This window comes from Ruegeria sp. YTSC230 (assembly GCF_059609665.1).
The window spans coordinates 764,249-783,215 of the sequence record NZ_JBXWMC010000001.1 but is presented as its reverse complement, the minus strand read 5'-3'; the positions used below and the strand labels follow the sequence as shown (position 1 = coordinate 783,215).

The following is an 18,967-nucleotide window of genomic DNA, read 5'->3' as shown; positions in this document are numbered from 1 at the left end:
CAAATCGGGTGGTTCAGAAGGCCAAAAATGGCCGCGACGGGGAGACATTTCATGAGTTCCGACACACAATCCAATCGTCCGCTATCCGAAGAAGAGCTACAGGATCTTGTGGCCTCATCCGATGCGGGTGGACGTAATCCGGTCGGTAATGTCGGGATATTCCTGGCCGTGGTGGCCGCGATCTGGTCGATCTTTCAGGTCGTCCTGGCCTCGCCACTTGCGAACTATGTGCTGCCCGGCAGCGTTGTGAACAACGCGCGGCAGTTTCACCTGGCCTTTGCGTTGTTTCTGGCCTTTGCAGCCTATCCGGCGCTGAAATCAAGCCCGCGCAACTATATCCCGGTTCAGGATTGGATAATGGGGCTGCTGGGCGCGTTTGTCGCGCTGTATGGCTATTTCTTTTACAACAAGATCGTCGATGCAGGCGGTCTTGCGGATGACACCGACAAATGGGTCGCCCTGGTTGGTCTGCTGTTGTTGTTCGAGGCCGCGCGTCGTGCGCTTGGCCCCGCAATGGCGATCATTGCGACGATCTTTCTGGTATATGTGTTTTTCGGATCCTCTGATTGGGTTCCCGAGGTTATTCGCTGGAAAGGCGCAAGCCTGAAAAAGGCGATGAGCCATATGTGGATCACGTCCGAGGGCGTGTTTGGCATCGCGCTTGGGGTTTCGACCAAATTCGTTTTCCTGTTCGTTCTGTTCGGGGCCTTGCTGGATAAGGCCGGGGCAGGGAACTACTTTATCAAGATGGCTTTCGGTGCCTTGGGGCACCTGCGTGGTGGTCCTGCCAAGGCGGCCGTCGTGGGTTCGGCCGCGACCGGCCTGATCTCGGGTTCTTCCATCGCCAACGTTGTGACAACGGGTACATTCACCATACCGCTGATGAAGCGTGTTGGGTTCAGCAGCGAACAAGCCGGATCGGTCGAGGTTGCCTCATCCGTGAACGGGCAAATCATGCCCCCGGTGATGGGGGCCGCGGCCTTCCTGATGGTCGAATATGTGGGCATCTCATATGTCGAGGTGATCACCCACGCCTTCCTGCCTGCCGCGATTTCCTACATCGCGCTGGTCTACATCGTGCACCTTGAGGCTGTGAAGCGGAACATGCCCACGCTGGGCGACCGCGACGTAAAGCTGGCGCGCACAGTTGTCGGTATGTTGTCCTTCTTCCTGGTCTTTGCCGGGCTGTGCTACGGTTCTCAATTCCCGGTCGAAGCGGTGACAAACTGGGTGCCGTCATCGGCTGGGCTGGTCCTCAGCCTGATCATCTGTGCCATCTATGTGGCATTGCTGTATCTGGCCGCTCAGGTGCCGGATCTTGAGCCGGACGATCCAAACGCCAAAGAAGTGACCTTGCCGGTCATTGCCGACATCTACAAAGCTGGGCTGCACTACCTGTTGCCGATTATCGTGCTGGTCTACTTCTTGATGATCGAGCAGAAGTCACCGGGTCTGTCGGCTTTCTGGGCCACGACGCTTCTCTTCGTGATCCTGCTGACGCAGAAGCCGCTCAAGGCGATATTCCGCGGGCAAAGCAACGTCTACAACACGTTCATTGATGGTGTCGCTGACCTTTGGCAGGGCATGATCGACGGCGCGCGGAACATGATTGGTATCGCGCTGGCCACGGCAACAGCCGGCGTCATCGTGGGCACTGTGACCCTGACGGGTGTCGGACAAGTGATGGCCGACTTGGTTGAGTTCCTGTCAGGCGGCAACCTGATCCTGATGTTGATTATGGTCGGCCTGCTGAGCCTGATCCTGGGCATGGGCCTGCCGACCACCGCAAACTATATTGTGGTCAGTTCGCTGATGGCTGGCGTGGTTGTTGAGTTGGGTGCGCAAAGCGGACTTATCGTGCCGCTGATCGCAGTGCACCTGTTCGTCTTTTACTTTGGGATCATGGCAGACGTGACCCCGCCGGTTGGGTTGGCGAGCTTTGCGGCCGCTGCAGTATCCGGTGGTGACGCAATCAAAACCGGGTTCATCGCGTTCTTTTACAGCCTGCGCACCGTGGCCTTGCCGTTCGTGTTCATCTTCAACACGGACCTGCTGCTGATTGATGTGACGTGGGTCGAGGGGATAACGGTGGCGATATTTGCGACAATCGCCATTCTCGTCTTCACGGCCGGCACAATGGGCTATTTCCTGACCCGCAGCCGGATCTATGAAAGCATCGCACTGATCTTGGTGGCGTTCGCGCTGTTCAGGCCCGACTTCTTCATGAACCGCATCGCGCCGCCGTTTACCTCGGTCGAGCCTGCTGCTTTTGTGGAAACCATCGGCGAAACGCCTCCGGGTACCGAGGTGCGTATGGTCATCAGCGGGCCGGACTTTGACACGCTTGAGATGACGGACACCACGGTTGTCGTTCCCGTTGGCAGCGAAGAGGGTGGGCAAGCGCGTGTCGACGCGATGGGCCTGCTGCTGCTTGAAGAAGACGGCCTGGTCAAACTGGAAGAGCCGCTGTTCGGAACTCCGGTCGCGGATGATCTGGATATCTTCGATTACTACGGAGATGAGGCCGTGCGCCTGACCTCGGTCAGCTTGCCAGCCAGCCAGCCACCGAAGCAGTTGATCTACATTCCGGCAATGCTCTTGCTGGGACTGATCGCTTTCCTTCAGCGCGGCCGTGCCGCCAGACAAGAGGTGACCGCATGACAAACGCTGTTCTCTGTGCCGTCGATATCAGCAACGGCGATCTTGATACGCATGTCCTGAAGAAAGCTGCGAAGCTGGCCGATCAGGAAGGTGCTCAACTGGATGTGGTGACGGTCCTGCCGGATTTCGGAGAAAGCTGGGTGTCTGGCTTTTTCGAAAGTGATTTTCACGACAAGGCTCTGGAAGAGGCACATACCAAACTGGCCGAGATGTGTGTGTCCACACTGGGGGCGGATCGGAATGAAAAGATCCGCCACGTGGTCGCGACGGGTACTGCCTATCAGGAAATCCTGAAAACTGCGGACAGTGCTGGTAGCGATCTGATCGTGATCGGTGCGCACAAACCCGACTTGAAAGATTATCTGCTGGGCCCGAATGCTGCACGGGTCGTGCGGCATTCAGACGTCTCTGTCTACGTGGTGCGCTAAGAAAATTGGGCGGATCAGTACCCGGTCATCTCAAGATATCCCCGTCCGGAATGGCTACCGCTGATCTGGACGGGACCTTCCCAGTATTCAAACCGGGTGGCCATCCACGCGTTGGGTGTCAGCGCTGATACCTCGACGTCCAAATCCCGGTCAGGCAATGTGACGCGCCATCTGACAGGTACGTCGCGGCCAGCAACGGGCGCGGTCGTCAGCGGCTCGAACGCGACCGAACCATCGGGGATCGCAGTCGTCGTACCATCGGCGGCGATCCACGTTGCCGCGGTGAAATCACCTCGGTCGCCGCGTAACCGAAAAGCCATCATCTTGTCGCCATCGTCAAAGCTGAGCGAGAACCAATCCCAGCCGCTTTGATCTGCGGCCAAAGGTTGTGATGACCATTCGCGGTCCAGCCAGCCTTGCCCGTTGACCGCCACGTCGCCATCTGGCAGCCGCAAAACGCCTTGTACCTCGTAAAACGGCTGGGAATAGTAATAGCTGGCTTGCCCGTCGCCGGATTTCACCGAATATCCGTCCTCGCCGTGAAACACGAACGGCCCGTTGGCTTCGAGTTTTAGGTCATAGCCGAAATCCGCGCCGTTCGCAGAAAGGCTGACCACGTTTGGGTCTGACCCGCGCATGTGCCATTCGTCGATCCACGCCTCGAATGGCGCTGCCGTAACCCCTGCCTGACCGATGCCGCCGCGCGACAGACGCTCCGCAAAATAGTGTTTGTCGGGCGTGGTCACCGCAGCATGGCCCATCCATATCTGCGGACTTTGCCACCCCTCGACCTCATGCGGTTTCAGGGCCGACCGAAACAGCGTCCACTGGATACCATAATCACGCCCGTCTTCACCTTTCAGGTTTGCTGTCAGATACCACCACTCGATCCGGTAGTCCGGGTGGGGGCCATGATCCTGCGGGAATTGAAACGCATACTCCGGCTGGGGCACAGTGAACCCTTCAGCCGAACCGCCCAGGCCTGCGTATCCCTGTGCGCGGGCAATGCCCGGCACGGCCAGCAGCAAGACGATCAGCCAGATCCTAACGTTCATTGGCAAACACCTTCAGTAGATCCGCAGGCGGCAGGCGCAGCAAACGGGCGGCAGGCAGGGCCGCGGCAACGGTTGCCGCAAGCAGGGTCAGACCCAACAGATAGACCCAGTCGACAGGGAACAGGTACATCGGCAGCCTCCAGCCAAACGCTTCGACGTTGATGACCGTCAGCAAGGTCCACGCCAAAGCCAACCCCAGCGGCAGAGCCAGCAAGGCGGTCAAAGCGGCCAGCAGCACGCTGCGCAAAAGCTCAAGCCGGGCCAGTTCTGCACGGGTCAGGCCAAGTGCCCAGATGGGAGCAATCTGGGGCAGGCGCTGGGTCCACAATGTCAGCAGACTGGTCAGAATGGCGAACCCTGCAACCCCCAGCGTCAGGATGTTCAAGGCAGAGGTCACAACGAATGTCTTTTCGAACACCTGCATGGATTGCGCCTTCATTGCGGCTTGCTGGACGACTGCTCGGCGGGGCAGGTCGAACTGGTTGCGCAGGGCCTGGGCCAGATCTGTGGCCCGATCAGGTGCGACACGAATGCCAAACCGGCGCGCCTCAGCGCCGGGCGCGATCTGATCAAGTTGGGCCATGGAAACGATGGCCTGACCGGTTGGGTTGCCATAGTCCGAATAGACACCTGCGATGGTCAATGTGTCAGCGGATGTGATGGCCAGAGTATCTCCGGGCCAAAGGTTTTCCCGGCGGGCAAGTTGTTCGTTGATCAGCACAGCGGTTCCGTCGTGGACCCGGTCCCAAACACGTTTCGAAGAACTGATAAGCGGCCATTTCTCACGATAAGTCTGATCGTCGATGATACCATAGAGAAACAGAGGCCCCGACGATTTCGCCAGTTCAACGCTTCGGATCGGCAGGATGGCATCTACCTGCGGGTTCAGCCATTCTGCAATGTTCCGACCCTGCTGATCGGTGGCAGCCGTAACGTAGAGTTCGGATGTCAGGCGCTGATCCAGCCAGCCGGTAAAGGTCAACCGAAAGCTGGAAACCATCGTGCCCACGCCAATATTCGCGGCAAGCGCCAGCAACAGGGCCATCAGCGCCAGGGACAGGCCGGGCAGTTGGGCGCGCATGTCCGACCAGACCCATTGGGCTATTGGCCCTTTCGCCGAACGCTGAAACAGGATCAGGACGCGCGACAAGGCATAGGGCAATACCAACGCGGACCCGACCAACAACCCGGCCACCATGACGAAGCCGGCGACCAACCCGCCGAACAACAACAGGGCCAGAATGCCCCCGACAATAGCGGCGACACCAGCAAGGGCGACGACCCAGCTACCCGAGGCCGCGCTGCGCCAGGCCTGTAAGCCTGCGCCGCTTAGAATCGGCATTCGCGATAGGCGATACAAGGCGTGTCCGCTGGCCAGAAAAGTGCCACCCAAGGCCATCGCCAACCCGGACAGTGCCCATTGTGGTTGCAATGAGATCTGGCCGCTGACAGGTGCGCCGTAAAGTCCGCGCAAACTTGCAGCCACATCCGGCAACAGCGCGCCTGCGAGGAAAAAGCCAAGCACCAAACCGAGTATTCCGCCGACAATCGCCAGCACGGAAAGCTCAGCCATGATCAGCCAAACCAGCCGTCGCATCGAAACACCCAAAGCGCGCAAGGTTCGGATCATGCCGCGCCGTTGGGCAAAGGCCAGGCCCACGGTTCCGTGCACGATGAACAGACCCACCGCAAAGGACAGCAGGCCAAAGGCGGACAGGTTCAGGTGAAAACTGTCGGTCAGTTGTGCGGTATCCAGTTGTTCCTGTGCCGGGACCCGCTCCAGTTCGGGGGCAATAGTCGACAGCGGTGGAATTGAACCGGGCTGATCCGGCAAAATGATCAGGTGCGAAATCTCTCCCGACTTCTTCAGTAACGTCTCGGCCACACCGATGTCGGTCAGGATCAGATCGGGCGGTAAGGCATCGCTGATCAGGATCGGAGGCAAACCTGTCTGGCCGGCCAATAGCGGCTCCAAAACCGGGGTCGTCAGCAATCGCCCCGGCGCGGTCAACATATCGGCAGGGTCGGGTGGCGTGACGCTTTGTTCCATCTGCGTGACGGCGGGCAGGGCGGGATAGGCCACCATATCAACGCCAAGGACCCGTAATGTCTGACCCTGAACCCGCAATGGGCCTTCCAGTACCGCAGCAACCTGCCAGCCCGCGCGCCTCAGCTCGACGTAACGCGACAGGGGGATTGGACCGGCGGGGTTGTGCAATTCGTCAAACCGACCCAGTGCCAGTTGATCGGCGGCACGATCATAACTGGCGCGGGCCTCGGCATTGATGGCCTGCACCGCCGACCAAAGACCGGTTGCAAGGGCCAGGCCGATCAGCAGGGTCGCCAGTTGCAGCCGGTGTGCCCGCCAATGAGAGGCCAGCGCCTGAATGACGGTCAGCGTCATGCGATAAGCCCGCCAGACAGATGCACACGCCGATCCAAACGGGCCGCAATCTCGTGCGAATGGGTGACCAAAAGCAGCGCGGCCCCGGTATCCGCAACAAGAGCCAACATAAGGTCAAGAACGGTGGCGCTGGCGGTTTCGTCCAGGTTTCCCGTAGGTTCATCCGCCAGTAGCAATTTGGGCCGGGCGGCCATGGCACGACCGATGGCAACGCGCTGTTGTTGTCCGCCCGACAGGTTCTCGGGATATCGATCAAGCAGATCGGAAAGGCCCAGCCGCTGGGCCAGATGGGCGCACCAATCGGGGTCGTGGCATCCGGCCAACCGGGCATGAAACGACAGGTTTTGACCTGCTGTCAAAGATGGGATCAAGTTAAATTGCTGAAACACCAGCGATAAGGACGTGCGGCGCAGGGCGGCCCGGCCCGGATCATCCAGTTGCGACAGGGCTACGCCGTCCAGTGTGATTTCCCCGCTGTCCACAGTGTCCAATGCGGCAGCGAGGTTCAGCAGGGTGCTTTTACCGCTGCCGCTTTCGCCGGTCAGGGCTAGCGTTTGGCCGCGATCCAGCGACAATGACACGTCGCGCAGGACCGGCCGACCACCGGGATAGGATTTTTGAACCTTGTCAAATGTCACAAGCATGTTCGCCCTCATTTTTACAAGGATTTGCAACAGTTTCGCCAACTGTCCAGCGTTGACGCGCCATAGGTTCCTTTCGCCGCACTATGAACATGGGTGATCGGGTTGTCTCAGCCGGAAGTGCAGGTCATTGTGAGGCGATCTGTCGTCGGTACTATTCAGGATGCGAAAACATGACCTTGTCACAGCAGATCCTTTGGGGCAGCACGTTTCTCGGGCTTTGCTTTCTGGTCGAAATCTTTCTTCTGACAATGTGCACGCTGGCCATCAACAGGCTGATCGAGCGTTGGGAAGCCAGAGGTGCAATTTTGGCAACGGCCGGACCAATTGCTACCGCGCTGGCCTTTATCGTCGCGACCCACACCATTCAGGTCTGGATTTGGGCCATCGTCTGGGTGTTCGGCGATGTATTGCCCGACTGGAACACGGCGCTGTATTTCTCGCTGGTTTCCTTCACAACGCTTGGCTACGGCGACATCGTCTTGGGCGAAGACCTGCGGATTTTCGGTACTTTTGCTGCAGTTACAGGCCTGTTGGCCTTTGGGTTGTCCACGGCCTACATGGTCGCCCTTATGACCCGGGTGTTTCAGGAAAGGTTCATGGCCTAAAGGATGGGTGAGAATAATCGCGCCAGCGGAGCGCCGAGGCGTATGTGCACTGGTTGCTGTTCCAGATAGCGCGTCAGCTCATAGCTTTTGGCAAAGTCTTTTTGCAGCATCGCATCGACTGCGGCTGTGGTCTGGGGATCAAAGAACAGGGCCATTGCCTCGAAATTCAACCGAAATGATCGATTGTCCAGATTGGTCGTGCCTACTGCGGCCAGTGAGTCATCCACAACGAAGACCTTTTGATGCATGAACCCGTCCGTATAGCGCAGGACTTGTGCACCACAGGCGCGAACTTCATCAAAATAGGCAAAAGCCGCCAGCCACGGCAAGCGGTGATCAATGACATCTGGAACAAGAATGCGCACATCGACACCGCGCAAAGCCGCGTGTTTCAGGGCGGTCATGATATCGATGTCGGGTACGAAATACGGCGATGCGATCCAGATCCGGTTTCGTGCCTCAGTGATGGCGGCGAAGAACATCATCGACCCGGTTTCGGTTTCATCGCCGGGGCCTGTCGCGACCAGCAGCGCATTGATGTCCTGGTCCGCCTCGGACCCGGCCCAATCCAATTGGTCGATCAGATCTTCTTCATGCGCCCAATGCCAGTCTTCGATAAAGATCAACTGCAATTGCCGGACAATGTGACCGGTCAACCTGACATGGGTATCGCGCCAATGTCCGAAATGCGGGTCCTGGCCCAGATACTCGACCCCGATGTTGTGACCACCGATGAATCCCGTTTCGCCATCGATAACAACGGTTTTGCGGTGGTTGCGGTAGTTCAACTGGAAACGGAATTTTGGTCCGCGTTGTTCATGTGGATCCGAAACGGCGATACCGGCCTCGCGCATCTCTTCGATGTAGTCCTTGGGTAGGGCGTAGCTGCCTACGGCATCCATCATGAACCGGACGCTGACACCGCGTTTGGCTGCTTCGATCAGCTTGTCTTTCAGTTTCTGACCCAACGCATCGGCGCGTACGATGTAGAACTGGATCAGAACGTAAGTCTTGGCCGCGTCGATGGCCTCAAAAATCGCATCAAAGGTGGTCTGCCCATCCACCAGCAACTCTGCCCCGTTGCCGCGCGACACGGGCATATGCGCCAGCGCCTCGAACGGTTTGGGGTTGATAAGCAATTTGTCGGCATCGGGGGTTGAGTAGTCGGCGAAGGTCTTGATCCCCTGAACCACGCGCTGGCTTTCCTTGCGCGCGATACGGTAGCCCCGAAATCTATGGTGTCCCAAAAACAGGTAAAGCGGCACGCCAAACATCGGGGCCGAGATCAGAAAGACCACCCAACCGACCGCGCCCTGAGGTGTCCGCGCGGTTTGGGCCGCGCGCACAGAAAAGAATACTGCTGTTGTGTAAAGCGCAAAGACGAAGGCGGAAACAAGCAGTGTCCACATAGGGTTATCGGGCTCCGTGGTGGTTCAGTTCGCCCCAGTGTAGATGCGCGACCAGTCTTGCGCCATATCTACAATCACCCAACCCATGTCTGGCCCTTTGTCCAGTCCATCGACAAGTTTGCCGATTGGGCTTTCCCGGTCATAGGCCCATTCACGTTCTGCATCGGTATGGTGAATCAAAACACCCAACCGTGGCCCATCGCCTGCGGTGGTCCATTCCAACATGGCAAAGTCGCCATCCGAATTTCCCCCAGCCAGAATCGGGCGTCTACCGATCGTCCGCTCAATGTTGATCGGTTTGCCTTCCTTGTCGTCCACAAAAGCGATGCCATCAGCTTTGGTAATGACCGGTCCACCGTCCGCGCTGTCATAAGTGGTGTCCATGTATGTACCCAGAATCTGTTCGGGCGGAATGCCATAGGCGTCTTCGGCGAAGACGCGCATAAAGTGCACCCCACCGCCTGAGACGATGTAGGTCTTGAACCCTTCGTCTCGCAGATACCGCAGTAACTCGACCATCGGCTGATAGGTCATCTGGTCATAGGGCAGCTCTGTTTCCGGGTGCCGAGCGGTTTCCAGCCAGTCGGCGACGGCGCTTTGGAACTCGTCGACCGTGACGCCGGAATGAGAGGCATTCAACACCTCGATCAAGGCATCATGACCACCTTCCGCGACCGTCTTCAGATCGCCTGTCGCAGCGGCCTGCAAAACGGGCGTAGTCAGGATCGAAGGGTCATCACCGGCCATCTGAGCCAGCCGGTCCATAGCAAAGATCAGTTGAAAATACACAGGCTGTTCGGCCCAAAGCGTGCCGTCATTGTCGAAAACGGCGATCCTTTCTGCCGGCGTCACGTATTCAGGGCGCTGTGGGTCGGTCACGGCGGCGACAAACTCGATAATGCGGTCCCGCGAATCCGATTCCGCCCAAGAGGGCAGCGGGTCCGCTGACGCGGTGAAATTTCCGAAACTGTTCAGAGCGACTGCCACAGCAAGAGCAGAGAGTGTTCGTGTCATGGTTCATTACCTTTGACGCATCTTGCGGCAATAAAAATGCTGCAAACAAATCAAAAAAACCCGCAGTGCCAGATGGGTACTGCGGGTTCTGCTTTTTCGGTTTTACTTCGATCCAACCTGACTGAAGATCTTGTCCTTGGCATCGCCAATCGTAAAGCTACCGGGCTTCTGCCGCGGTGGGAACTCTTCGAAAGTATCAAGGAACTGGCCTACATATTCAGCCGCTGGCAACAGCAGGTAGACTCGGTCAATGTACCAGTCCCAATAGGTGTTCGAGGTGATATTGGCCCGCTCGTAGGGATCGCGGCGCAGGTTGAACAGCAATGGAATGCGCAGTTCGGTCCAGGGTTCGGCCCAGGCGCGCAGAGTCTGCGGATAGCGGTGCTCGAGGAACACGGCCTTCCAATCGTCATAGCGCAGCGCAGTCAAATCACCATCATCCGAGAAGTAGAAAATCTCGTGCCGTGGGCCTTCTTCGGCCTCACCGGTCAGGTATGGCAGGAAATTGTATCCATCGAGATGCACTTTGTAGTCTCGTCCGCCGCCCACTTCGGCAACGGTGATCCCTTCCAGAAGTTGCTCCTTGATGTCCGGATTTCCGGCGACCGCCAGATAAGTTGGCAACCAATCCATGTGATGCATGATTTCATTGCTGACCGAACCGGCCTCAATGTTACCGGGCCAACGTACCATGGATGGCACGCGCCACCCACCTTCGTAGTTGGTGTTCTTTTCACCCCGGAACGGCGTCATGGCCGCATCTGGCCAAGTGTTCATATGAGGGCCATTGTCGGTGGAATAATGAACGATGGTATTGTCTGCGATCCCCAGTTCATCCAGCAGAGCAAGGAATTGACCGATGTGCATGTCATGCTCGATCATACCCGCTTGGTACTCGTCCATATGCTTGCCGGCAATTTCGTCAGCCTTTGTACGCATTTCGTCTTTGACATGCGTACGGAAATGCATCCGAGTGCCCGACCACCAGACAAACCACGGTACGCCTTCTTCGGTTTTGCGCGTGATGAAGTCGAGCGCGGCCGCAACTGTTTCGTCATCCACGGTTTCCATCCGCTTTTTGGTAAGCGGGCCGGTGTCTTCGATCATGCCATCGGAACTGGATTTGATGACCCCACGCGGACCGAACCGCTCGCGGAATTCAGCGTTTTGGGGATAGTCTTCGTTCTCGGGCTCTTCCTCTGCATTCAAGTGATAGAGATTGCCGAAAAACTCATCGAAACCATGATTGGTCGGAAGCATTTCGTCCCGATCGCCCAGGTGGTTTTTACCAAATTGACCTGTTGCATAGCCGTGAGCTTTCAGGAGACCGGCAATGGTCGGGTCCTCGACCTGCATACCTTCTTTTGCACCCGGCAGACCGACCTTTGACAGGCCCGTGCGGAATACCGATTGGCCCATGATATAAGATGATCGACCGGCGGTGCAGGATTGCTCACCATAATAGTCGGTGAATATCATGCCCTCATTCGCGACGCGGTCGATGTTCGGCGTTTGGTATCCCATCAGGCCCATCGTATAGGCCGAGATATTGGATTGTCCGATGTCGTCGCCCCAGATCACAAGAATATTGGGCTTTTGATCCTGGGCCCAGGCGGGCAGGGCCAGCGCAACCGCGACAGTAGCTACGGCGAATTTGCGCAATGTGCCGCGCCAACTATCTGTAATCAATAGGGGTGGTGACATGGTCTACTCCTGAATTGGCCGGATCTTAATGATCCGTTGATCTAAAAGTAATTGATGGCGGCGACTATCTTTTCCGCCAACAACGTATTGATTCCCGGTAGGAAAAATTCACATTACGTCGAGAATCGAATAGCCTTACCTTAGGCTATGACAATGCTCGGAAACCTATCATATGATGAGATTGATGAATACTAATGTTTGAAAATCCGCGTGACCGACAGGTACTGCTTGCCTCAGGGTGGTTCGGGGCGCGAGGCGCAAGCTTTCAATCGGATTTGCTTGCATGTGGGGTCGCAAAATCTTTCGATGAGGGTGAGGCGCTGTATAACTACGGAGATCCCGCCAACGGGGTCTTTGCGGTTCTAGAGGGTTCCGTTCAAATCACTGCACCTGCGGATGACGGGCAGGACTTCGTTGTCCACAGGCAGGGTGGCGGGTTCTGGATCGGTGATCTTGCGTTGTTAGCCGAGTCCAACCGACTGGTAAGTGTTGTTGCGACACAGAAAACGCGAGCATTGTTTTTTCCGTCTCGGCGCCTGGACCGACTTGTTCGTGACAATCCCGAATATGTTCGAGATTTCTATGCTTTATCGCATGAGAACATGCAAACTGCGCTGCGCATCATGGCAAATCTGGCAGTGACCGGAGCGGAAAAACGGTTGGTTCTGCGCCTTTTGCACCTGGATGAAGGGGCCTCAAAATCCGATGGGTGGATCGTCGTGTCACAGGATGAACTGGCCGAAATGGTGGCCGTATCGCTGCCGACATTGCACCGTAAACTGCACAACCTGGCCGAGCTGGGATTGATCGAGCTTGGGTATGGCCGCGTACGGCTTAAGGATAGGCGCAAGTTGATCGCCGCCTGCCAGTGCTGACCTTACGGGTTAAGCGGCGGTAACGGGTTCCGAGCGCGGTGTTTCGCCTGTTTCATACCCTTGAGTTCGGACAATGCCGCAGCCCAATTCTTGGGGCTTGAGCCGGTGCGGGATGAGTATCTTGCGGCCCCGATCATAGCCAGTTGGTTTTCCAGACCAATTGCCTTGTCGGGGGTGTCGCTGCGCAGTTTCCACATCTCTAAGGCAGAATAAGACTTTGATAAATCACGCGTTTGCAAGGCTTTAGTCAACGCATACAGCGCATAGTCAGAGGATCTTTGGTATTTGTCGTGCCGCGCCTGTTTCAAACTTGTGACACGCGGACCAAGGAACCGCGCCAGAGCCCACAGAACCAGCGTCAACGCGGCCGCCAAGGCAAGCAACCTGAAAATCGTATCCGCATCCGGTGGCTGCCACTTCGGTGGAGCAAGCGTTAGATCAACCGCGTCGACATCAATTTTCTCAACCTGATTGGTGTCCAGATTGTACCACCGGATCGTGATAGGCTGCAGTTGGGTCTGGCCACCTTGTTGCGCAAGATAGACGATCTCATCAACGCGCTGGCCAGACAGAACACCCCGGTCCTCGCGTTCGGTAAAACGCGGCTCTTTCGGATAGGCGCTCAGAAGCGCGTCCTGCATGTCGGGGATCAATTCAGGCACCAGAAGGGGCGTCGTGCCGGTAATTTTGGCAGTCAGGCGTCGAGTGATGGCACCCCCGTTTTCCATTTCGGTTGATCCGTCGATCTGCTGGTCGACCGTGAACCCCGTGGCCAGGATCAGCGGGTCCAAATCGCGAGCGCCCTCTGGTACAACGGCGTTCAAGGCCATTTCGGGCAAGGGAACACTGACCGTCGTTGGAGCATTCGTTTCGGGATCGGCAAAGGTCACCACAACCTCTTGCTTGCCGAATTCAATCGGCCCAGCCTGAAGCGGATACAGACGGTAGCTGCGTTGAACACCGGACCAGGTCTCGCCATCCACAGTTTCGCTGATTGGGCCGGAAGCACGCTCAGGCAGGCGAACAAGCAGGTTCTCTTGTTCGAGCGACGGAAACACCGGCGGGGACGGCATGAATGTGGGGACAAGTACCTTTATCCGTACGATTGCCGGTTGCCCGACAGTAACCGGATCGGTAGGTGCCTCGGCTGTGACCTGCGGTTGAACACCTGTCTGCGCCCCCAGTTGTAGCGGGAAAAACAGCATGAGGAATATGAGGTATCTCATTGCTGCTGCTCCTGATTTTCCAACAGGAATCGATTTCGCAGAAAGTCCTGCATATCTGTGTCGATCGTGCTGATCCACTGATCGGCAGACATAGCCTGCGCACCTTCGGTCGGGGCCTGAATGGTCGTGTCCTCGCCGCGCCCGGCTTCATTGTCAAAGACTGTGTCATCGGCCCCGATGCCCGCTTCTTCGCCTGTGTCCGACTGCTCCCGAGTTGTTTCAACGAAGTCGAGGATGGCTTTGGAAACTTCCAGGTTGTGCTGCGCTTCGGACCAGTCTGGTCGACGCTCCAAAGCTGTTTCAAACGCTGCTATGGCCGGCCTGTACTCGCGGTTTCGAATGCGCGCCATTCCCTCGGAAAAGGCGGCCTCGGGTGTGTCCAGTTCGGCAAAGACTGCCGCGGCTTCGGCGTACTGACCTGCTTTCAGCTGCGCATACCCCTTGTGATATGGGTCTCCAAACAGCTCTGCCGCCTGAGCGTAGCGTTTCTGGCTCATCGCAATCTGCCCCTGTTGATCCGGGGTCAGGAACCAATCTCGCCAACCATCGGCTTTTGCGGGTCCTGATGGAGCCCCAAAAATCACAGCCAGCAACAACAAACGGATCACCCAACCGCGCCGGAACCAAAGCAACGACAAAAACGCGGCGGGCCAGGCCAACATCCACCCTCTGTCCTGCCAGTCCAATCGATCATCGTCGTCCAGCGCCGCAGTGTAAGCGGATTGAATTTGACGCTCTAAGCGATTGATATCACGTTCATCGTTAGAGAACGGCACGACCGTCGCGGTCCTCAGGTCGTTTAACTGAGCGATGTTTTGACCGTTCGGCAGCATTGTCAGAAAAAACACCGGTACGGTCGTGTTCTCAAAAGCAGAGAGTTGAGACGGGTCCAGATCGTCCAGAACAAACAAAACTGCGCCGGGTGTATCACTGTCGTTCAGGATCGTTTCGGCAAGGGTCAGTGCATCTGCGGCTGCATCCCCTTGTTTTGGCATGACTGCTGGCGCGAGGCCCTCCAAAAGCGGGCGCAGGATGTTGGCGTCTTCGGTCAGGGGCGCAACGCTGTGTGGGGTTCCGGCGTAGGCAATCAACGCCGTCTGTGCTCCGACACGCGCATTGATAAGATCAGTCACTTTGAACTTGGCCCGATCCAGCCGGGATGGTGGCAGGTCCGGGTCCTCCATACTGTCCGTGACCTTCAGTGCTATTACCAGCGGTGCCGTGTCCGCGACCAAAGGGTTCGGGGCCCGTGACCATGTCGGTCCGGCCGCGGCTAAGGTGACAAAGATTGCTGCGATCATCGCGACGTCTATCGGGTACACACGCTTCTTGTTTTCTGCCCCCAGGGTCAGGGCGGCGGCAAGGTGCGGCGCGATGCCGGTTATGGATTGGGAGTGCGAATTGGGTTTGGGCCGCATCACCCACCAGAGTATCGCAATAGGGATGAGGAACAGCAGCCAAGAGGCTCGCAAGAAATGGAAATCCGCCAACGCGTCGCTCATGCTGCACCTCGGCGCCGCTGGATTACAAGTTGACCGGTCATAGTGACGAGCATTGTCAGCAATGCCAACGCAAGCGGGTAATGTGCAAGGCTTTCACGTGGTCTATAGCTTTGTGTTTCCACGACGCGGGGATTGAGTTCGTCAATGCGTGCGTATGTGTCAGCCAATGCCTCTTCGTCGTCTGCAAAAAAGTATTCGCCGCCCGTACGGTCTGCAATGTCCTTCAAGGCATCCAGATCCACCCGGTCCTCGCCCGAGGCGTCTGGATCACCAACGCCGATCGTGTAGATGACGACGCCTTTCTCGGCCGCGATTGCTGCGGCGTTTACCGGCGTCATGCGGCTGGACGTATCCGCCCCGTCGCTTAAAACGATCATCAGGCGCTGGTCGACCTCGCTGGAGTCAAAGGTGCGTATGCCCAGACCAATTGCATCCCCCAACGCGGTATTGGGACCGGCCATGCCAACTTGAGTTTGATCCAGGAACCCATTCAAACTGTTCAGATCTTCGGTGAAAGGGGCTTGAACAAAGGCCTGAGTACCAAAGATGATCAAAGCCATCCGGTCGCCTTGGCGTTCGGCAATAAATTGACGCAGCACATCCTTAACCGCGGCCAGTCGTTGCTTTGGAGCGCCGTCCGTTGTTGTGAAGTCCCGCTGGTCCATTGATCCTGAAATGTCCAAGGCAAGCACCACGTCGCGCGCCGACTTTTCGATAACCAATGGTTCACCAAGTTTTTCCGGGCGGGCCATGGCAGCCACTAGAAAAAGCCAGATCAATGCGATTGCGGCGGCCTGAAACCGTGCTCGGTGGGGAATGACGGATCCTGACTTGGGTTCAACCCCAGCGGCCAGTGCGACATGGCGAAAGAATGGGATACGGATCGAGCTGCTTTTTTCGCGATACGGTGGGGCAAGTCGATACACTAAAAATGGCAACGGGAGCAGGAGGAAAACCCAAGGCGCGGCAAAGGAGAACATCACGCTGTCCTTTCCCGCTTATGGGACTTGATCCAATTTCGCGCGAGGATTTCCAGATCAGGATCGGCTTTTACATCTCTGTATGGAGCTTCCACAAGTTGGCGGCCAGCGCCATCAGTAAAGGTAACATTATCAGAGGTTTGGTTTAGGAAGTTGGTCCATTCTTCTCCATGCAATGCAGCGACTGTCCGACGTGGATACGCGATCAGAGCCGTGCGGCGGAGTATTTCGGCTATCTTTGCGGCGTTGTTGTCTGACGCGGCCAATTCGATCAACGCTTCACGTCGGTATGCATTAAACTGTCGGTGGCGAAGAAAGGCGTAAACGCCAAGGATGATAATCCCAGCAAGGATTAAGGCCAAAACGCCCCATCCCCAGGTCTGCGGCATCATGGAAATAGGCTCGGGCACCGGGGCAGGTTCCAGCATGTCCAGCAGGTCAACCAGTGATTTGCCTTCGACATCGACGCTCATCTTCGGCCTCCGGGATGACCAAATAGCTTGAGCAACTGGTCGAGCGTCGGCTCCGCCGTGGTCAGCGGTACTACGGGAAATCCATAGCGGCGCGACCACGTCTGTAGCTGGGCAAGTCGATCTTCCAGCGCTGTTCTTATTCGGTGCGACAAATCGGGGTCCGAGCTGTCGAGTTCAATCTGGCGGTCGCCATCGGACACCGTAAGCCGAAGGTTCGGGGTAAGTTCACGCGAACTGGGATCAGAAATATTGAACAATATCAGATCATTCGAGGCAGAAAGTCTGCTAAGTAGTTTCTCTGACACCTCATTCAGCCCATCGAAATCGGAAAAGACGCACACCAAAGTATTGGTATTCGCGATCCGCGCGGCCTGCTTCAGCACATCATTCAACGCCACGGTTGGCTCATCCCGCAACGTTGCGCGTAGGTTTGAATTCAGCGCGCCCACGGATGACAGGAACCGTGTCAGGGCAGCGGGTCGGCGTTGGGGTCGGTGTTCTGCCACATCGGAATCGCCAAAGACGATCCCGCCGACCCGGTCGCCTTGCCCCAGCACCCGGTGTGCAGAGATCGCCGCGGCTTCGGCCGCGATGACCGATTTCATGTAGACTTGCGTGCCGAAAAACATCGAAACGCGCTGGTCCACAAGTAAAAGGGCGGGGCGGTCGCGTTCCTCGGTATAGACCCTAACATGGGGCTCTCCGGTGCGCGCGGTCACTTTCCAGTCGATGGTACGGATGTCATCCCCGGGCAAGTAGTTACGCAGTTCTTCAAAATTCAGACCGCGCCCGCGCAAGCGTGAGGCATGCCGGCCGTTTAGGATCGAATGGGCAGGTTGGCGGGGCAGCAGGCTGATCGCGCGGGACTTTGAACCCAGCTTTAAAAGGTGGTCCGCATCAACGTGTATGCGTGGGTCGTCGGGATATGCGGCGGTCTGGGACACGCGGCGTTCCTTTGATTCAGGGCAGCGCAACAAGCTGCAGGATTTCCGAAATCACATCATCCGCAGATTTGGCGCTGCCTTGTGCCTCGAAGCTCAGGGTGATGCGGTGGCGGAATACATCATGTGCGATGGCGCGAATATCTGCCGGGTCGACATAATCGCGCTGGTTCATCCAGGCATGCGCGCGACCGCATTTGTCCAAGGCAAGCGAGGCGCGCGGGCTGGCACCGATGTCGATCCAGCTGGCCAGTTTTTCACTGAGCGCGCCGGGCGTTCTCGTGGCCTGCACCAGATCGGCCATGTAGCGGTCCATTGCGTCGGATACGTGGATCTGGCCGATTTCGGCCCGTGCCGCAAATACAGCGTCCCGAGGGATTGCCGGCGGTGTTTCCTTGGATGCGCCTTTGCCCGCAGCGATTTCTTCGCCTCGGACCAAACGGATCACCTCAACCTCATCCTCGACCGGCGGGTAGGTGATCTGAACATGCATCAGGAACCGGTCCATTTGCGCTTCGGGCAATGGATAGGTGCCTTCCTGTTCAATCGGGTTCTGGGTCGCCATCACAATAAACAGCGGTTCCATTTTATGTGTGGTTCCTGAGACGGTTACCTGCCGTTCCTCCATCGCTTCAAGCAACGCAGCCTGAACTTTGGCGGGGGCGCGGTTGATCTCGTCCGCGAGAACGATATTGGCGAAGATGGGGCCTGGCTCGAACCGGAATGTGCCACCGTCATCGGTCTGCTGAAACACCTCGGTCCCGGTGACGTCCGATGGCAGCAGATCCGGAGTGAACTGAATCCGGCTGAAACGTGCATCCAGGTTGCGGGCCATTGCCTTGACCGCGCGGGTCTTGGCCAAACCGGGAAGCCCTTCGATCAGCAAGTTTCCGTTGGCCAACATCCCGATCAGAAGGCGGTCGATCACGTCAGTCTGTCCGATAATGGATTGTCCCATTCGGGCTTTGAGATCATTTATCTGATTAAGTGCATTCATTTGGTGGGTCCAATCGACGTCAATTTTCCAAACTGACTTTGTGATTTTG

16 protein-coding genes are annotated in these 18,967 nt (G+C 57.2%); 4 read left to right on the top strand and 12 right to left on the bottom strand.

Translation table 11 applies throughout. The annotated features are described in order from the left end of the window. Nucleotides 1-51 precede the first annotated feature (51 nt). On the top strand, nt 52-2,661 hold the full coding sequence (locus AC2FD9_RS03785; RefSeq protein WP_472723826.1) for a TRAP transporter permease: 2,610 nt from the start codon (nt 52-54) through the stop codon (nt 2,659-2,661). After that, nucleotides 2,658-3,089 (top strand): universal stress protein, encoded by a 432-nt coding sequence (locus tag AC2FD9_RS03780; protein ID WP_058271716.1) that lies wholly within the window; start codon nt 2,658-2,660, stop codon nt 3,087-3,089. The genes AC2FD9_RS03785 and AC2FD9_RS03780 overlap by 4 nt, the downstream gene beginning before the upstream one ends. A 14-nt stretch (nt 3,090-3,103) precedes the next feature. Here the strand turns inward: AC2FD9_RS03780 and AC2FD9_RS03775 are convergent, their stop codons facing one another. The 3 genes from AC2FD9_RS03775 to AC2FD9_RS03765 are packed head-to-tail and all read right to left on the bottom strand — an operon-like array spanning nt 3,104 to nt 7,192. Next, the gene (locus tag AC2FD9_RS03775; RefSeq protein ID WP_496835448.1) at nt 3,104-4,144 is read right to left on the bottom strand and encodes a lipocalin-like domain-containing protein; all 1,041 of its coding nucleotides are present in this window, start codon (nt 4,142-4,144) and stop codon (nt 3,104-3,106) included. After that, nucleotides 4,134-6,548 carry an ABC transporter permease gene (locus AC2FD9_RS03770; RefSeq protein WP_496835447.1) on the bottom strand — a complete coding sequence of 805 codons (2,415 nt, stop codon included), beginning with the start codon at nt 6,546-6,548 and terminating at the stop codon, nt 4,134-4,136. Before AC2FD9_RS03770 ends, AC2FD9_RS03775 begins: the two co-directional genes overlap by 11 nt. Next, the gene (locus AC2FD9_RS03765) at nt 6,545-7,192 is read right to left on the bottom strand and encodes an ABC transporter ATP-binding protein (protein ID WP_496835445.1); all 648 of its coding nucleotides are present in this window, start codon (nt 7,190-7,192) and stop codon (nt 6,545-6,547) included. The genes AC2FD9_RS03770 and AC2FD9_RS03765 overlap by 4 nt, the downstream gene beginning before the upstream one ends. Nucleotides 7,193-7,362: 170 nt before the next feature. On the opposite strand from AC2FD9_RS03765, the gene AC2FD9_RS03760 reads away from it, so the two are divergent. Beyond that, the gene (locus AC2FD9_RS03760) at nt 7,363-7,797 is read left to right on the top strand and encodes an ion channel (RefSeq protein ID WP_109311846.1); all 435 of its coding nucleotides are present in this window, start codon (nt 7,363-7,365) and stop codon (nt 7,795-7,797) included. Here AC2FD9_RS03760 and cls read toward each other — a convergent pair. The 3 genes from cls to AC2FD9_RS03745 all read right to left on the bottom strand — a co-directional run bounded on the left by cls (nt 7,794) and on the right by AC2FD9_RS03745 (nt 11,924). Continuing rightward, nucleotides 7,794-9,206, bottom strand: coding sequence for a cardiolipin synthase (cls, locus tag AC2FD9_RS03755; RefSeq protein ID WP_496754129.1), 1,413 nt, complete (start codon nt 9,204-9,206; stop codon nt 7,794-7,796). The two genes, AC2FD9_RS03760 and cls, sit on opposite strands and share 4 nt — an antisense overlap. Nucleotides 9,207-9,230: 24 nt before the next feature. Next, nucleotides 9,231-10,220, bottom strand: coding sequence for an HAD family hydrolase (locus tag AC2FD9_RS03750; protein ID WP_496835444.1), 990 nt, complete (start codon nt 10,218-10,220; stop codon nt 9,231-9,233). Nucleotides 10,221-10,322: 102 nt separating this feature from the next. Next, nucleotides 10,323-11,924, bottom strand: coding sequence for an arylsulfatase (locus tag AC2FD9_RS03745; RefSeq protein ID WP_496754125.1), 1,602 nt, complete (start codon nt 11,922-11,924; stop codon nt 10,323-10,325). 194 nt (nt 11,925-12,118) lie between these two features. On the opposite strand from AC2FD9_RS03745, the gene AC2FD9_RS03740 reads away from it, so the two are divergent. Continuing rightward, the gene (locus AC2FD9_RS03740; RefSeq protein ID WP_496835442.1) at nt 12,119-12,799 is read left to right on the top strand and encodes a Crp/Fnr family transcriptional regulator; all 681 of its coding nucleotides are present in this window, start codon (nt 12,119-12,121) and stop codon (nt 12,797-12,799) included. 2 nt (nt 12,800-12,801) lie between these two features. Here the strand turns inward: AC2FD9_RS03740 and AC2FD9_RS03735 are convergent, their stop codons facing one another. From AC2FD9_RS03735 to AC2FD9_RS03710, 6 genes are read right to left on the bottom strand one after another with little or no spacing between them, the layout of a single operon-like run. After that, on the bottom strand, nt 12,802-14,025 hold the full coding sequence (locus AC2FD9_RS03735; protein ID WP_496835441.1) for a hypothetical protein: 1,224 nt from the start codon (nt 14,023-14,025) through the stop codon (nt 12,802-12,804). Continuing rightward, on the bottom strand, nt 14,022-15,527 hold the full coding sequence (locus tag AC2FD9_RS03730; protein WP_496835440.1) for a VWA domain-containing protein: 1,506 nt from the start codon (nt 15,525-15,527) through the stop codon (nt 14,022-14,024). Before AC2FD9_RS03730 ends, AC2FD9_RS03735 begins: the two co-directional genes overlap by 4 nt. Then, a complete protein-coding gene (locus tag AC2FD9_RS03725) occupies nt 15,524-16,453 on the bottom strand; it encodes a VWA domain-containing protein (RefSeq protein WP_496835439.1) in 930 nt (309 codons plus the stop codon). The genes AC2FD9_RS03730 and AC2FD9_RS03725 overlap by 4 nt, the downstream gene beginning before the upstream one ends. Nucleotides 16,454-16,506: 53 nt before the next feature. Next, nucleotides 16,507-16,980 carry a DUF4381 domain-containing protein gene (locus AC2FD9_RS03720; RefSeq protein ID WP_496835438.1) on the bottom strand — a complete coding sequence of 158 codons (474 nt, stop codon included), beginning with the start codon at nt 16,978-16,980 and terminating at the stop codon, nt 16,507-16,509. Further along, a complete protein-coding gene (locus AC2FD9_RS03715; protein WP_496835436.1) occupies nt 16,977-17,924 on the bottom strand; it encodes a DUF58 domain-containing protein in 948 nt (315 codons plus the stop codon). The genes AC2FD9_RS03720 and AC2FD9_RS03715 overlap by 4 nt, the downstream gene beginning before the upstream one ends. 16 nt (nt 17,925-17,940) lie before the next feature. Further along, nucleotides 17,941-18,918, bottom strand: a complete 978-nt coding sequence (locus AC2FD9_RS03710; protein WP_496835435.1) for an AAA family ATPase — start codon at nt 18,916-18,918, stop codon at nt 17,941-17,943. Nucleotides 18,919-18,967 lie beyond the last annotated feature (49 nt).

Coding starts and splice junctions, on each gene's coding strand:
- AC2FD9_RS03720 (WP_496835438.1), bottom strand. CDS start 16,980: ATGAGCGTCGATGTCGAAGGCAAATCACTGGTTGACCTGCTGGACATG.
- AC2FD9_RS03740 (WP_496835442.1), top strand. CDS start 12,119: ATGTTTGAAAATCCGCGTGACCGACAGGTACTGCTTGCCTCAGGGTGG.
- AC2FD9_RS03775 (WP_496835448.1), bottom strand. CDS start 4,144: ATGAACGTTAGGATCTGGCTGATCGTCTTGCTGCTGGCCGTGCCGGGC.
- AC2FD9_RS03780 (WP_058271716.1), top strand. CDS start 2,658: ATGACAAACGCTGTTCTCTGTGCCGTCGATATCAGCAACGGCGATCTT.
- AC2FD9_RS03785 (WP_472723826.1), top strand. CDS start 52: ATGAGTTCCGACACACAATCCAATCGTCCGCTATCCGAAGAAGAGCTA.
- AC2FD9_RS03735 (WP_496835441.1), bottom strand. CDS start 14,025: ATGAGATACCTCATATTCCTCATGCTGTTTTTCCCGCTACAACTGGGG.
- cls (WP_496754129.1), bottom strand. CDS start 9,206: ATGTGGACACTGCTTGTTTCCGCCTTCGTCTTTGCGCTTTACACAACA.
- AC2FD9_RS03745 (WP_496754125.1), bottom strand. CDS start 11,924: ATGTCACCACCCCTATTGATTACAGATAGTTGGCGCGGCACATTGCGC.
- AC2FD9_RS03765 (WP_496835445.1), bottom strand. CDS start 7,192: ATGCTTGTGACATTTGACAAGGTTCAAAAATCCTATCCCGGTGGTCGG.
- AC2FD9_RS03770 (WP_496835447.1), bottom strand. CDS start 6,548: ATGACGCTGACCGTCATTCAGGCGCTGGCCTCTCATTGGCGGGCACAC.
- AC2FD9_RS03760 (WP_109311846.1), top strand. CDS start 7,363: ATGACCTTGTCACAGCAGATCCTTTGGGGCAGCACGTTTCTCGGGCTT.
- AC2FD9_RS03750 (WP_496835444.1), bottom strand. CDS start 10,220: ATGACACGAACACTCTCTGCTCTTGCTGTGGCAGTCGCTCTGAACAGT.
- AC2FD9_RS03730 (WP_496835440.1), bottom strand. CDS start 15,527: ATGAGCGACGCGTTGGCGGATTTCCATTTCTTGCGAGCCTCTTGGCTG.
- AC2FD9_RS03710 (WP_496835435.1), bottom strand. CDS start 18,918: ATGAATGCACTTAATCAGATAAATGATCTCAAAGCCCGAATGGGACAA.